This is a genomic window from Paenibacillus endoradicis, from assembly GCF_024721975.1.
Genome location: NZ_JANQBB010000008.1, coordinates 1 through 14,472, shown reverse-complemented (window position 1 = coordinate 14,472; position 14,472 = coordinate 1). Strand labels below are relative to the sequence as shown.

Annotated in this window: 9 protein-coding genes; 4 read left to right on the top strand and 5 right to left on the bottom strand. The window is 43.5% G+C overall.

Translation table 11 applies throughout. The features are described from left to right. Nucleotides 1-27: 27 nt before the first annotated feature. Nucleotides 28-522: a CYTH domain-containing protein gene (locus NV377_RS22070; protein ID WP_258202979.1), complete on the bottom strand. Its 495-nt coding sequence runs from the start codon at nucleotides 520-522 to the stop codon at nucleotides 28-30. Between the two features lie 219 nt (nucleotides 523-741). Here NV377_RS22070 and NV377_RS22065 point away from each other — a divergent pair, with 219 nt between their 5' ends. Further along, nucleotides 742-1,863 carry a ParB/RepB/Spo0J family partition protein gene (locus tag NV377_RS22065; RefSeq protein ID WP_258202978.1) on the top strand — a complete coding sequence of 374 codons (1,122 nt, stop codon included), beginning with the start codon at nucleotides 742-744 and terminating at the stop codon, nucleotides 1,861-1,863. Nucleotides 1,864-1,944: 81 nt separating this feature from the next. Here the strand turns inward: NV377_RS22065 and NV377_RS22060 are convergent, their stop codons facing one another. Then, a complete protein-coding gene (locus NV377_RS22060; RefSeq protein WP_258202977.1) occupies nucleotides 1,945-3,558 on the bottom strand; it encodes a Na/Pi cotransporter family protein in 1,614 nt (537 codons plus the stop codon). A 182-nt stretch (nucleotides 3,559-3,740) separates the two neighbouring features. Further along, a complete protein-coding gene (hisJ, locus tag NV377_RS22055; protein ID WP_258202976.1) occupies nucleotides 3,741-4,556 on the bottom strand; it encodes a histidinol-phosphatase HisJ in 816 nt (271 codons plus the stop codon). A 218-nt stretch (nucleotides 4,557-4,774) separates the two neighbouring features. Between hisJ and NV377_RS22050 the strand changes: the two genes are divergently transcribed. Beyond that, complete coding sequence (locus NV377_RS22050) at nucleotides 4,775-5,623, top strand: DUF4358 domain-containing protein (protein ID WP_258202975.1); 849 nt, start codon at nucleotides 4,775-4,777, stop codon at nucleotides 5,621-5,623. Nucleotides 5,624-5,701: 78 nt separating this feature from the next. On the opposite strand, the gene ade is transcribed toward NV377_RS22050, so the two are convergent. Together ade and NV377_RS22040 are read right to left on the bottom strand one after the other, a co-directional pair. Then, nucleotides 5,702-7,447 (bottom strand): adenine deaminase, encoded by a 1,746-nt coding sequence (ade, locus tag NV377_RS22045; RefSeq protein ID WP_258202974.1) that lies wholly within the window; start codon nucleotides 7,445-7,447, stop codon nucleotides 5,702-5,704. A gap of 548 nt (nucleotides 7,448-7,995) precedes the next feature. Further along, the gene (locus NV377_RS22040; RefSeq protein WP_258202973.1) at nucleotides 7,996-8,850 is read right to left on the bottom strand and encodes a VOC family protein; all 855 of its coding nucleotides are present in this window, start codon (nucleotides 8,848-8,850) and stop codon (nucleotides 7,996-7,998) included. Nucleotides 8,851-9,822: 972 nt separating this feature from the next. On the opposite strand from NV377_RS22040, the gene NV377_RS22035 reads away from it, so the two are divergent. After that, entirely contained in the window at nucleotides 9,823-11,526 is a 1,704-nt protein-coding gene (locus NV377_RS22035; protein ID WP_308860206.1) for an exosporium glycoprotein BclB-related protein, read from the top strand. A gap of 196 nt (nucleotides 11,527-11,722) precedes the next feature. Continuing rightward, the coding region (locus NV377_RS25845) for a collagen-like protein (protein WP_308860205.1) at nucleotides 11,723-14,472 on the top strand (2,750 nt) is incomplete at its 3' end.

Sequence of the window (14,472 nt, the reverse complement as noted above, 5' to 3'; positions counted from 1 at the left end):
AAGATCCCTCTTTCTCAGTAATTACTATTATTTGTTTTGAAGTTGCTTCCAAACTGCCTTGTTACTATATTTTTTATTGAAACTAATTTCTTCTCCAAACCAAGTCGGAGGAACAAATTGATTAGCTGCATCCATAGATTCAAATTCAACCTCAACAACTACAAAATCTACTTGATCATAAATATCAATTTCTACAGTAATATCATTACACATAGCAGTAATACGATCTTTCGTTAACGGAACATAGCCGAAAGCTGTCATTACTTGATCATAGATCACTTGAGTAATCTCATATTCGACCTCTTCACGGGCAAGTCCAACCCCATTTTTAAATGTATGTGTATAGCTGTATTTTCCTGTAGCCGCATCCTTAATACGTCGAACGCGAAGTTCTTGATCAACATCCATAGCAATATAGGTTTGCTCTATGCGTTGCTGAGATTGTGGTTGAATAATACCTTGCTCTATTAACTGTTGTGAAGATATTTCCAACAGATATTTCCGTTCAATTTCTAATGCCATCTTAAATTGCCTCCTACATACTTTTTATTGACTACTTGATTTACTTCCTGCAAATAAAACAGATCGGAAGCAGTAGCTTTCCAGAAATACTTGACCATTTCTTATCCCTACAAGCTATCAGAATATAACGCCTGACGCAAGTGCTTAAAATGCAAGTTCAAAAATAGTGCACACATGATACAATAGAAGACAAGAGATTATTACATAAGGAGATAGATAATGGATATTACACTTATTCCGATATCACTCATCGATGAAGATAAAGATCAACCGAGATATCAATTTAGTCAAGAAGCACTTGCAGAACTAGCAAATAGTATTTCTGAAATCGGACTACTTTCTCCTATTAAAGTACGCACCGTAGAAAATGGTCGCTACATGATCATTTATGGTAACCGTCGTTATAAGGCTTCCCTAATGGTCGGACTGGAATCCATTCCGTGTATTGTATCAACGGCGACAGATGAGATGGATATCTACTTCGAACAAATTGCAGAAAACTTAACTCGTGAAGACTTCTCTCCAATTGAAGAAGCTGAAGCATTCCATAAATTAATGAACGACGCTCGCTTCCATAGCTCAATGAAGCTATTATCCAGTAAGTTGGGCAAACCAGAAAGTTACATTAAAAATAAATGCGAGTTATTGAAATTTGGCAACGCAGTTAAGAAACTTATTGTCGGGGGGACGCAAATTCGTAAAGATTGTTTGACGGAAGATCAATTAATGCCATTAAAAGACTTACCATTTGAATATCGTGATACTATAGCACTTACGGCCGCAAGAGATGAATTACCTGTTAGCGATGTTAAAAAAATAGCTAAATTGTTTAAGGACCAGACCATCTCAGATGCAACGAAAGAAAAGCTATTACTGAAAAACGGTCGCGGATTAATAGAAACCTGGTCAGTGTTCGAACAGAATCGCAAAGAAAAATTAGCTCGTGAGAAAGAACGTCAAGAAAAAGCTGAACAAGAAGAACTACGTAAAGCGGAGATGATCCAGCAACCGCTATCCACCTATCAAGATGGTACGACTGATGTTTCCACCGCAACTGTACCTAACACGTATCACGTTGATGAGGCTAGCATTGTTAATCATAGCACTCAATATGCAACTTCTACGCATGCAGCGTCTATAATTGCAGTACATTTAGATCCGACAAGTTTCACTGACTCTTTAGATGAATTACTGGAACAAGCCGATATCTTACTTACTCAGATTACTACTGGTGACATGCAGAATTTAGAAGCTACTTCACAACTTTCAAACGTAATGTTAATGAAACTCCAGCTGTTATCTCAGCAATGGAAGCTCATACAGCAGAAAAGTAATGAATAATATCGATCATATATAGCAAAAAGAAATGCCTTGTTTTGTGATGCGACAATCTCATTGTCGTAACCTCAACGGGCATTTCTTCTATTTCAATACATATTCAGCTATATTTTTACTATGATCGCCGATACGCTCCAAGTTACTCAGAACATCAAGGAAGATCGCACCTGCATTACCTTTACAACGATTATCATGAAGCCGCTTGAAATGACCGGTACGAAACTCAAGCTCCATACGGTCTAGATCTGCTTCTCTTCCTAATACATCAGCTGCCGCCGATCTGTCATTTTGCTCAAGGGCATATATCACTCGAGAAATAATCCACTCTGCTGCATCAAACATCGTATGCAATTGTTCTAAGGCTTCTTTAGAAAATTGAAGTCGATTGCGAATACAATAATCAGCTAATTCCACAACATTGTCTGCATGATCACCAATACGTTCAAAATCATTAACGATATGAAGTAATCCTGTAGCTTTCTCGGATTCTTGTGCCGTCAGTCCATGTTGATGAATTCGTACCATATAATCAGTAATTTGATGATCTAATTCATTCACTAATGTTTCTTTTTTTAAAGCCAAATTTGCAGAACGTGAATCTTGTTCAAAGAAATAATGAGAAGCATGCATCAATGTTTCACGAGCAATCGTCCCCATGCGGATGACCTCATATTGAGCTTGTCCTAGCGCAACGCTTGGTGTAGCAAGTAATCGCTTGTCTAGATATTGCGCACCAAAAATAACTTCTGCTGTAGTATGCTGCGTCTGAATAACAGTATTAGCTAACTTAATAAGAAGTGGTGTAAATATAATGAAGATTATTCCCGTTATGAGTTGGAATATTCCATGAGCAGTAGCGAGTTGCATTTTGATTTGTAACGTTTTCCCTATCCATTCTATAAAAGAATAAATCGGATGTTGTAATAGTAGAAAAATTGTCGTACCGCATACATAGTATATGACATGCAGAAATACTACCCGCTTCGCTTTAATCGTTGCACCAATAACTGCAATACAAGCAATAACTGCTGAACCGATATTACTACCTAATAAGATTAGAATCGCACCATCTAATTGAACTAGTCCTTCATTAGCAATGGTTTGTAATACACCTATCGCAGCATTAGAACTAGTAAATAGTAGCGTCAATACTATGCCTGTAATAATACCAAACAAAGGGACATCAGATAAATTCAGCATAAAATCGGTCATATAATCAGAGAGAGAAAGTAATTGTAAACCATTTCTTGTGATTGATAGTCCTAGAAATAATGCGCCAAAACCAAATACAACTTGACCGATATACTGTAGTCTTTTGTAATGGACGAATAATAGTAAAATAACCCCAACTGTAATGATGGGTAATGCATAACTTTCTACATCAATACCAACCATGAATATCGTTACCGTCGTACCAATATTAGCACCGATAAGTACACTGATCGCTTGTCTTAGACTAAGTATATTAGCATTCATCAATCCGATAATTAATATGATTGCTCCTGTGGAGCTTTGAAATAAAATTGTAATTAGTATTCCGACAAGTACACCGAGTAACGGATGAAATGTATAGGTAGCAAGCCAATGACGTATATTATCACCTGCAGTTTTTTGCAAACCATCGGATAAGTACTTAATTCCGAATAGAAAAATTGCAATACCGCCTACAATGTGAAAGATCGTATCTTGAATACTCACAATAGCTCCTCCAAAATAGATATCATTTTCATTAATAGAAATTATCTATTATTAATTTGTAACATGAATGAAATATTTCATTCATCTTGCCTTAATATTAATTGGCTATACTTCTAAGTGACCCCCTTTTTAATAATATAAATTATTGACCCACAGCCCGTTGCTGTGGGTCCCTTTTTTTGTTAAGACATATTTTGCTCGTACCAATCCCAAAATAACCCTACTTGTTCAGGCTTATGAGCATCTGATCCATACACACACTCTATACCTAATTCTGTCGCCTTCGTAATAAACCAACTAGGAACATAAGCTTGTTCACATGTTGCTACTCTTAATCCAGCCACATTAATATCTACACCCACACCACTTTCCAGTAAAAGTGGCAGTAATTGCTCCAAACGTTCCCTCATTAGCGGTTCAGATACTGGTGGTAACTTATGAGCGAATTTAGTAATAAGATTCAAGTGACCAATTCGCTTGCGCATACTAAGCCTACTAGCATGCTCAATAGCAAGTTCTACATGATCGAAATAAATATCTATCAATGTATCCATTGAACCATAATATTGCAATAAATTTTTCGTGAAATCTTCTGCTGTAAAGTCAACACAATACATCCCATCTCGTCCTGGCAAGTAATGTACAGAATAAACAACATCTTCAAGTAAATGTCCCCACTTACTAATTAGTTCATCAGTATAATCTGTACGACCGTGTAAGTAATCTAATTCCAATCCAATCGTTACTTCGATCTGATCCTGATACTTCAGCTTCACTTGCTGAACGTAGGCAAAGTATTGTTCTAGTTCTTGTTCAGGCATTGCTAATTCTTGAAACAACGATTCGTTATTAACCCAACCTACTGGAATGGGCGGATGTTCCGTTACAGAATAACGAGTGAAACCTAATGCAATCGCCTGTTCTACATATTTTTCTAATGGAGCATCATTACCATGATAGCAAAATTGTGTATGTGTATGGCCATCCCATTTCATCATATTCAGCACCCCAAAATATCTTTTATTATTTATAATCGTCGCAAGTCCATTCTACCTTATATAACTATTGAAAGTGAATAATTTACGGATATTATCTTTAGTTCCCCTTATTATATGTTACATCTAAATAATTAAGTGAAATTAATAATAAGTGCAACCTTTATATATTAGTTTGCGTCTCTAGTTGTGACATATATGAAAAAGGAGCCTACTTGCACATGAAACAGAAAAAACATATTTGGAAATCGACAGCCACTTTACTTATCGCTCTAACGATTGTACTTAGTGGATGTGGGAGCAATGCTAATAATAGTGTTCCTGTCCCAACAGCCACACCTGGAAACATATCGGCTGATGATAACGCAGTAGATAATAATTCAAATACTGACCAAGGCGAAGAAGACATCACTACAGATGAGGAAACTCAACCAACTTCCGAACCAACTACAACACCTGATACTACAGCAACAGCTACACCAACACTAGTCCCGACTGAAAAGCCTAGTACATCTGATAAACCTGAGGCATCAACGAAGCCAACTGCAACAGTAAAACCAACGGCTACAGCTAAGCCAACTGCTAAACCTACTGCAACACCTAAACCAACAGCTAAACCTACTGCTAAGCCAACTGCTAAACCAACAGCTAAACCTACTGCTAAGCCGGAAGTACCAGCTAGTGTTGATATTAGTAAAATAAGTGCACAAATTATAAAAGATGTACAGTTTTCTTCCATGATGGAAATGACTGGAGAAGCAATTTCCGATGTATTCTATCTTGATAGTGGTAAATATGTTGAAGAAGGTATCTTCCAAGTAGCAATGATGAATGTTAAGGCAGCTGACCTTGCTATTATTAAATTAAAAAATGAATCTGACTACGATACAGTGAAAGCTGCTTTGACAAAACGCGCTGAAGATGTGCAAGCTACATTCGAAAAATATTTACAAGATCAATATGAAAACGCAAAAAATTATCAAATTGTTCGTCAAGGTAAATATGTGCTTTACTCTATCTCACATGACCAAGAGCAAGTACTTGAAATTTTCGAAAGCTATGTAAAATAAACTAGTTTTCTTCTATAATTTCTAACATTATAATAGCCATCGCAAATGCAGTACATTGCGATGGCTATTATTGTTCAATTATACTTCAACTTTAATATGAGTAAACTCACTTACTTTGAATAAACCTTGATCCGTAAGTTTCAGCTCTGGAATAACTGGCAGTGCAAGAAATGATAATGTAAGAAATGGATTGAAATTTTGATTGAATCCAATATCACACAGTGCTTTGTTCAGATTATCTAGTTGCTCATATACATATTCAAATTTTTGATTAGACATTAACCCAGAAATCGGTAATGAGACTGATGCGAGTACTTTGCCTTGATCTACGATGACAATGCCACCCTTTAATTGCTCTATAACATCAATACCGAACAATATATCTTCATCATTTGCTCCTACCGCTACGATATTATGAGAATCATGTGCAATCGTTGCAATAATTGCTCCTGAAGTAATACCTAACCCCTTCAATATCGCTACGCCAACCGTTCCTAGCGCATTATGGCGTTCAGCTACGACCATTTTCAGATGATCTTTCTCTATTGATGGTTGGAAGTGTAACGATTCATTCACATCAACTTCTTCAATGAGATGTTTTGTTTCAATACTATTAGGAATAATACCAATAATATTGGCTTGTTTCGTAGCGTTAGTAATTGAAAGCTCTAAATTTTGTTTCGTAATTGGTCTAATATTAATACTCGATATCATCTTCTCTATTGGATCAGCTGCATGCACAACAGGTCCAACATATTTGCTATCTTGTGCTACCAATTGACCCGCTTTATATACATGCGAAATAGAGATCTCTTCGATACTATCGAGTAGCAATATGTCTGCAATATAACCCGGTGCAATGGCACCACGATCTTTAAGCCCAAAACATTCCGCAGCATTCAATGTAGCCATCTGAATAGCTAATATCGGGTCGATTCCTTCTTCAATAGCAAGACGAACATTAAAATCAATACTTCCTTCATTCACTAAATCATCCAAATGTTTATCATCCGTTACAAACAAACATCTTCTAGCATTTTTAGCATTCACTGCTTTTATAATTTCACGTAAGTTTCTTGCAGCAGATCCTTCACGTAACATGACATACATTCCGCGTTGTAACCTGTCACGAACTTCTTGTGGAGTCGTACATTCATGATCCGTACGAATACCCGCAGTCATATATACATTTATAGCTTCTTTATCGAGCCCTGCAGCATGTCCATCAATGTGTTTATGATGAGCTGTTGCAGATTGTAATTTATTCATAACAGCAGGATCTCCAGAAATAACTCCTGGTGCATTCATAACCTCACCTAAACCAATCACTCGTTGGTGTTGATAATATGGTTCAAGCTGCTCTGCAGTTAATGTAGCACCAGCATTCTCGAATGAAACTGCCGGAACACAAGATGGCAACATATAATATACATCGAGTGCTATATCTTCAGAAGATGTAAGCATATAGTCAATTCCATCTTCTCCACTTACATTAGCAATTTCATGCGGATCTGCAATAACTGTTGTAACACCATGAGGTAGAACAACATGAGAATATTCCACAGGAGTAAGCATTGCTGATTCTATATGAACATGTCCATCAATAAAACCTGGAGCAATATACTTATTGTTAGCATCTATTACAACTTTACCTTCGTATTCCCCAATTCCAACGATAATTCCAGCCGTAATGGCAACATCGCCCTCTAATAATTCTTGATTAAAAACATCAACAATTTTACCATTTTTAATCACAATATCCGCTAACTCTCTTTTGGCAGAAGAGGCTATATTTCTTAATAGGTTACTATTATCTCTATTCAAAACATTACTTCCTTCCTTAGGCTTATCATGATAGTAATTTTGTACATTATAACTCATCTTATTAATAAAGCGAACCGTTCAAATACAGCCAACGTTTATCAAAATGATATGAACATGTTCAAAAAGCGGGCTTTCGAAAGTCAAGAAGATGAGACACTACTTGTGGAAGGAGGAAACGCAAGTGTACGTGGTTGGTACACGCGTACCGGACTTCCCAAGTAAAGCTTCATATTCGATGTCGAGTACACTACGAAGCCAATCTTCGCTATCAAAGTCTGATTTTTGAACTTCCACTTTCAATAAAGGTTCAAAAAGCGGGCTTTTAGAGTCGAGAAGATGAGGCGCTACTTGTGGAAGGAGGAAACGCAAGTGTACGTGGTTGGTACACGCGTACCGGACTTCCCAAGTAAAGCTTCATATTCGATGTCGAGTACACTACGAAGCCAATCTTCGCTATCAAAGTCTGATTTTTGAACTTCCTTTATATGTACAAAGAGCTGGTCTATTGTAGTGAAGCCCACAATAAACCAGCTCTTTTCTATCGTTGTTTATTGCAATCTAATACCTATTCCGAATGGATCAACAACGTACATATATCCTTCACTCTTAAGAACCGGATAACCAGCTTTTTCTAAACGTTCAGCAATTAGCTCACGATCTCCATCGCTAGGAATTTTGATTGTGAAATATTCTAAACCTGTTGCATTATCAGGTAGCGGTGTTGCACCTCGACCATTCCAAATATTAAGTCCAATATGATGATGATAACCACCAGCACCGGCAAATAATGCTCCATTAGCAGACCAATCTAATTCAAGAGAAAAACCAAGAATATTATTATAGAATTCATCAGCTTTCTTCAAATCTGCGACATGTAAGTGAATATGCCCCATTACAGTTTCTACATCAATTCCATTAAAGACTTCACCTTCACTATCTCTTAACAGACCTTCCCAATCTATTGGATCAGAAGCCATCTTCACCATGTTATTACTATCATATTGCCACTCAGAGCGCGGTCGATCTCTATAAATTTCAATCCCATTATTATCTGGATCGGATAAATATAATGCTTCACTTACCATATGATCCGCTTGACCAAGTTGAATGCGTTGTTCTATTAGATGACGTAGTATACTTCCTAATGCCTTACGAGTAGGTAATAACAAAGCAAAGTGATACAAACCACTATGTCCTCGATGCGATCCCGTGTATACATTTTCAATTTCCTCAAGCTCAACCAAAATTGTTGTTCCATCTGCCGTTAACTGAGCTGATTTATTAGATACATTTATAGATTTGAGTCCAATCACTTTTTCATAGAACGAGATTGATCGTGCCAAATTTTCTACTTTTAACTTAACAACACCAAGAGAAATATTTTCATTTATTATAAATGTCATAATAACATCCTCCGTTTACTATAGTTACTTACTTTTTATAAGTTAATTATATTATTATCACTGTCGTGTGTCAATGTTACAATTTACTCTTTATTACGAACGTTCATTTAGCACAATTAAAACAGAAAAACAACATTTATAGTATTTCCATTTCGCTCATATTCATTTACGATTTCTGGCTTTTTATGCGTTACCTAATCAGCCACTCCCTTATTGATTCGTACTCTTTGAAATAGTTGGTTAGATAAATTGATATCAAACATAACTACTGAATAATCCTGGAGGAACAATAGTCACTGGGGATAATTTTTTATTCGAAGATATTCTTTAGCTGTTGAATTCATTCAACTTGACTTAACCAATCATAGACTATCTAATAATACGATTTATGTAACACCTCAAGCGGCATCATCGACAGATTGGGTAGTCAATCGATGATTTATAACACAAGGAAATGTTGCCAATCTAATCGATCAAAACAATATCTATTATTCGCTTCGACATCCTGTGTATTTGAATCCATATTCGGCAAGTCATATTATTAATAATATTGTTTATAGTAATTGCGAATGGGTATAGATGGCGCGATATTTGTCCTTTCAGGAAACACAGCGAGAGTTTCAGAAGATACATCTGAGATCTCAATATTATCTAGTACTAAAGGAGCCCCTACGCTCCTTTAGTGAATTTAGTGTCTAATAATAACTCTGCCTCTGTCATTGAACATAGATAAAAACAAGTGAACTAGCTTAACAAGTCATATCAGTGTATACACATGAAATTCCCCCATTATTGAAGTGCACCCGAAATACTAGAAATGTAATCTTCTAGTATACTTTATTATGTTGAAAATATTGATAGATCAAAATCTAGTCTATTAGGCTATTATTTATTTCGAGATAAGAGGACATTCACACATACGCTTCTAACACCTTATCCGTATGATATAGAAGTTCAAAGGGAGGTGTTTTTTTGGATACTAAGACTAATAAAAAACAAATTGATAAGAGTCAACCCAAGGGATCCGAGGTGAAAAATGTAATAATTAGCGGCATTCATCCTACACCAGGTCGTCGTGGACCTACTGGTCCTCCGGGGCCACCAGGACCTCAAGGACCTCGAGGTTATCCAGGGACTGACGGATTAGACGGAGCTACTGGGCCTACTGGTGCCACTGGACCTTCGGGAGGTCCTCCTGGACCTACTGGTGCCACTGGACCTTCGGGGCCTGCTGGTACTAACGGAGCTACTGGGGCTACTGGCGCTGCTGGTGCCACTGGTGCCGCTGGGGCTACTGGTCCTGCTGGCGCTACTGGCGCTACTGGTCCTGCTGGCGCTACTGGTCCTGCTGGCGCTACTGGTCCTGCTGGCGCTACTGGCGCCGCTGGCGCTACTGGGCCTGCTGGCGCTACTGGGCCTGCTGGCGCTACTGGCGCCGCTGGGGCTACTGGTCCTGCTGGCGCTACTGGCGCCGCTGGGGATACTGGTCCTGCTGGCGCTACTGGGCCTGCTGGCGCTACTGGCGCCGCTGGGGCTACTGGTCCTGCTGGCGCTACTGGCGCCGCTGGGGCTACTGGTCCTGCTGGCGCTACTGGCGCCGCTGGGGCTACTGGTCCTGCTGGCGCTACTGGCGCCGCTGGGGCTACTGGTCCTGCTGGCGCTACTGGTCCTGCTGGCGCTACTGGCGCTACTGGCGCTACTGGCGCCGCTGGCGCTACTGGTCCTGCTGGCGCTACTGGTCCTGCTGGCGCTACTGGCGCCGCTGGCGCTACTGGCGCCGCTGGCGCTACTGGTCCTGCTGGCGCTACTGGTCCTGCTGGCGCTACTGGTGCCGCTGGGGCTACTGGTCCTGCTGGCGCTACTGGTGCCACTGGTGTTACTGGGCCTGCTGGCGCTACTGGTGCCACTGGTGTTGCTGGCGCTACTGGTGCCACTGGTGTTGCTGGCGCTACTGGAGCTACTGGTGCCACTGGAGCTACTGGTGTTGCTGGCGCTACTGGTGCTACTGGTGCCGCTGGTACGACTGGTGCTACTGGTGCCGCTGGTACGACTGGTGCTACTGGTGCTACTGGTACGACTGGTGCTACTGGTGCTACTGGTACTGATGGAGCTACTGGCGCGACTGGTACGACTGGTGCCACTGGCTTGGCAGGAGCAAGTGCGATAATACCTTACTCTTCAGGGTTACCTGTCTCACTTACGACAGTTTTAGGCGGTCTCCTTAACAGTAAATCACTTATTGGATTTGGCAATTCTGCTGTAGGCGTAACACTCGTAGGTGCTAATATCGATCTAACTGGATCGACCGGATTATTGCTGAACATGGCATTCTCAGTTCCTAGAGATGGCATTATTACAAGTATGTCTGCATATTTCAGTACAACAGCTGCACTTTCACTTATCGGGTCAACAATTACTTTAACTGCTCAACTATTTAGTTCAACTACACCAAATAATATTTTCAGCCCCATTCCTGGTGCCATTGTAACATTATCTCCTGCACTAAGTGGAATCCTTGCAATAGGTACTATCAGCAGTGGCAATACGACTGGCTTAAGTATCCCAATCACTCAAGGAACTCGTCTATTATTAGTGTTCTCTTCAACCGTTACTAGTGGTTTGGATGTTGCTACAGTTATTGCAGGATACGGAAGCGCCGGTTTATCTATTAACTAATTTATTTTTGCAAATAAATAGGGCTGCCTCACTGTATAAACTACGGTATGGCAGTCCTTTCTAATTATTAAACTATCTTTAGTTGCTATAGTCTACTATACTATTAGGCTATTATTTTGTGAAAAGATAGGATATACACACATACGCATCTACTGCCTTCCGCGTATGATACAGAAGTTCTAAGGGAGGTGTTTTTTTGGATACTAAGTCCAATAAAAAACAAATTGATAAGATTCAGGAAAAGAATTACAAATCTAGAGAAGTAACAATCAGTGGGATTCATCCTACACCAGGTCGTCGTGGACCTACAGGTCCTCCGGGTCCTCCAGGACCTCCAGGACCTCCAGGAATTGGGCTTACTGACATCGTGCCATTTGATCCGAGATATGCTCATTATTACCAAGTAGGGCAAGTTGTTTCTTATGACGGCGTACTCTATGTTGTAACACATTCTCCTCCTCATGGTATTCCAGGACAATCACCAGATTACGAAGTAATCTCTGTAGCTGGACCTGCTGGACCTACTGGGGCTACTGGACCTGCAGGAGCTACTGGACCTTCGGGAGCTACTGGACCTTCGGGAGGTCCTCCTGGACCAACAGGACCTGCTGGACCTACTGGGGCTACTGGAGTATTTGATACAAGTCAAGTATTATTCACTGTCGAAGGTCCTACTGGGGATACGGCAACAGTGCTATTAGGCCAGACTCTATCTTTTGAATCTACAACATTAGATATTACTGTTACGCAAGGTTCTGCTATCGTAAGTATTGAGTTGCCTACAATTCCAGTAGGTCCTACTGGGGCTACTGGTGCTACTGGCGCGGCTGGACCTACTGGTGCTGACGGAGCTACTGGCGCGGCTGGACCTACTGGTGCTGACGGAGCTACTGGTGCCGCTGGGGCTACTGGGGTTGACGGAGCTACTGGCGTGGCTGGTGCTACTGGGGCTGACGGAGCTACTGGCGCAGCTGGGGCTGATGGCGCTACTGGGGCTACTGGTGCTGACGGAGCTACTGGCGCGGCTGGTGCTACTGGGGCTGACGGAGCTACTGGTGCGGCTGGACCTACTGGTGCCGCTGGTGCTACTGGCGCTGACGGAGCTACTGGCGCGGCTGGTGCTACTGGGGCTGACGGCGCTACTGGCGCAGCTGGGGCTACTGGCGCAGCTGGGGTTGATGGCGCTACTGGGGCTGATGGCGCTACTGGGGCTACTGGTGCGGCTGGAGCTGACGGCGCTACTGGGGCTACTGGCGCAGCTGGGGCTACTGGCGCAGCTGGGGCTACTGGTGCTGACGGAGCTACTGGTGCCGCTGGGGCTACTGGCGCGGCTGGCGCTACTGGTGCTGATGGAGCTGACGGCGCTACTGGGGCTACTGGCGCAGCTGGGGCTACTGGCGCAGCTGGGGCTACTGGTGCTGACGGCGCTACTGGTGCCGCTGGGGCTACTGGCGCGGCTGGCGCTACTGGTGCTGATGGAGCTACTGGCGCGGCTGGTGCTACTGGTGCCGCTGGCGCTACTGGTGCTACTGGTGCTGACGGAGCTACTGGCGCGGCTGGTGCTACTGGGGCTGACGGAGCTACTGGTGCGGCTGGACCTACTGGTGCCGCTGGTGCTACTGGCGCTGACGGAGCTACTGGCGCGGCTGGTGCTACTGGGGCTGACGGAGCTACTGGTGCGGCTGGACCTACTGGTGCCGCTGGTGCTACTGGACCTACCGGTGCTACTGGTACTGACGGAGCTACTGGCGCGACTGGACCTACTGGGGCTACTGGGGCTACTGGTACTGACGGAGCTACTGGCGCGACTGGACCTACTGGGGCTACTGGGGCTACTGGTACTGACGGAGCTACTGGCGCTGATGGCGCAACCGGAGTGACTGGGGCTACTGGACCTACCGGTGCTACTGGTACTGACGGAGCTACTGGCGCGACTGGACCTACCGGTGCTACTGGTACTGACGGAGCTACTGGCGCGACTGGACCTACTGGGGCTACTGGACCTACCGGTGCTACTGGTACTGACGGAGCTACTGGCGCGACTGGACCTACTGGTGCTACTGGACCTACCGGTGCTACTGGTACTGACGGAGCTACTGGCGCGACTGGACCTACTGGGGCTACTGGTACTGACGGAGCTACTGGCGCGACTGGACCTACCGGCGCGACTGGGGCTGACGGAGCTACTGGCGCGACTGGACCTACTGGGGCTACTGGTACTGACGGAGCTACTGGCGCGACTGGACCTACTGGGGCTACTGGTACTGACGGAGCTACTGGTACTGACGGAGCTACTGGCGCGACTGGACCTACTGGGGCTACTGGTACTGACGGAGCTACTGGCGCGACTGGACCTACTGGGGCTACTGGGGCTACTGGTACTGACGGAGCTACTGGCGCTGATGGCGCAACCGGAGTGACTGGCGCGACTGGACCTACTGGTGCTACTGGACCTACCGGTGCTACTGGTACTGACGGAGCTACTGGCGCGACTGGACCTACCGGTGCTACTGGTACTGACGGAGCTACTGGCGCGACTGGACCTACCGGCGCGACTGGGGCTGACGGAGCTACTGGCGCGACTGGACCTACTGGGGCTACTGGGGCTGATGGCGCAACCGGAGTGACTGGCGCGACTGGACCTACTGGGGCTACCGGTGCTACTGGGGCTACTGGGGCTACTGGGGCTGATGGCGCAACCGGAGTGACTGGCGCGACTGGGGCTACTGGGGCTACCGGTGCTACTGGGGCTACTGGGGCTACTGGGGCTGATGGCGCAACCGGAGTGACTGGCGCGACTGGGGCTACTGGGGCTACCGGTGCTACTGGTGCTACTGGGGCTACTGGGGCTACTGGGGCTACTGGGGCTACTGGGGCTACTGGGGCTGATGGCGCAACCGGAGTGACTGGCGCGACTGGGGCTACTGGGGCTACCGGTGCTACTGG

Excerpts from the sequence above, each read along its gene's own strand:
- NV377_RS22070 (WP_258202979.1), bottom strand. The coding sequence starts at position 522 with ATGGCATTAGAAATTGAACGGAAATATCTGTTGGAAATATCTTCACAA.
- NV377_RS22050 (WP_258202975.1), top strand. The coding sequence starts at position 4,775 with ATGAAACAGAAAAAACATATTTGGAAATCGACAGCCACTTTACTTATC.
- hisJ (WP_258202976.1), bottom strand. The coding sequence starts at position 4,556 with ATGATGAAATGGGATGGCCATACACATACACAATTTTGCTATCATGGT.
- NV377_RS22040 (WP_258202973.1), bottom strand. The coding sequence starts at position 8,850 with ATGACATTTATAATAAATGAAAATATTTCTCTTGGTGTTGTTAAGTTA.
- NV377_RS22065 (WP_258202978.1), top strand. The coding sequence starts at position 742 with ATGGATATTACACTTATTCCGATATCACTCATCGATGAAGATAAAGAT.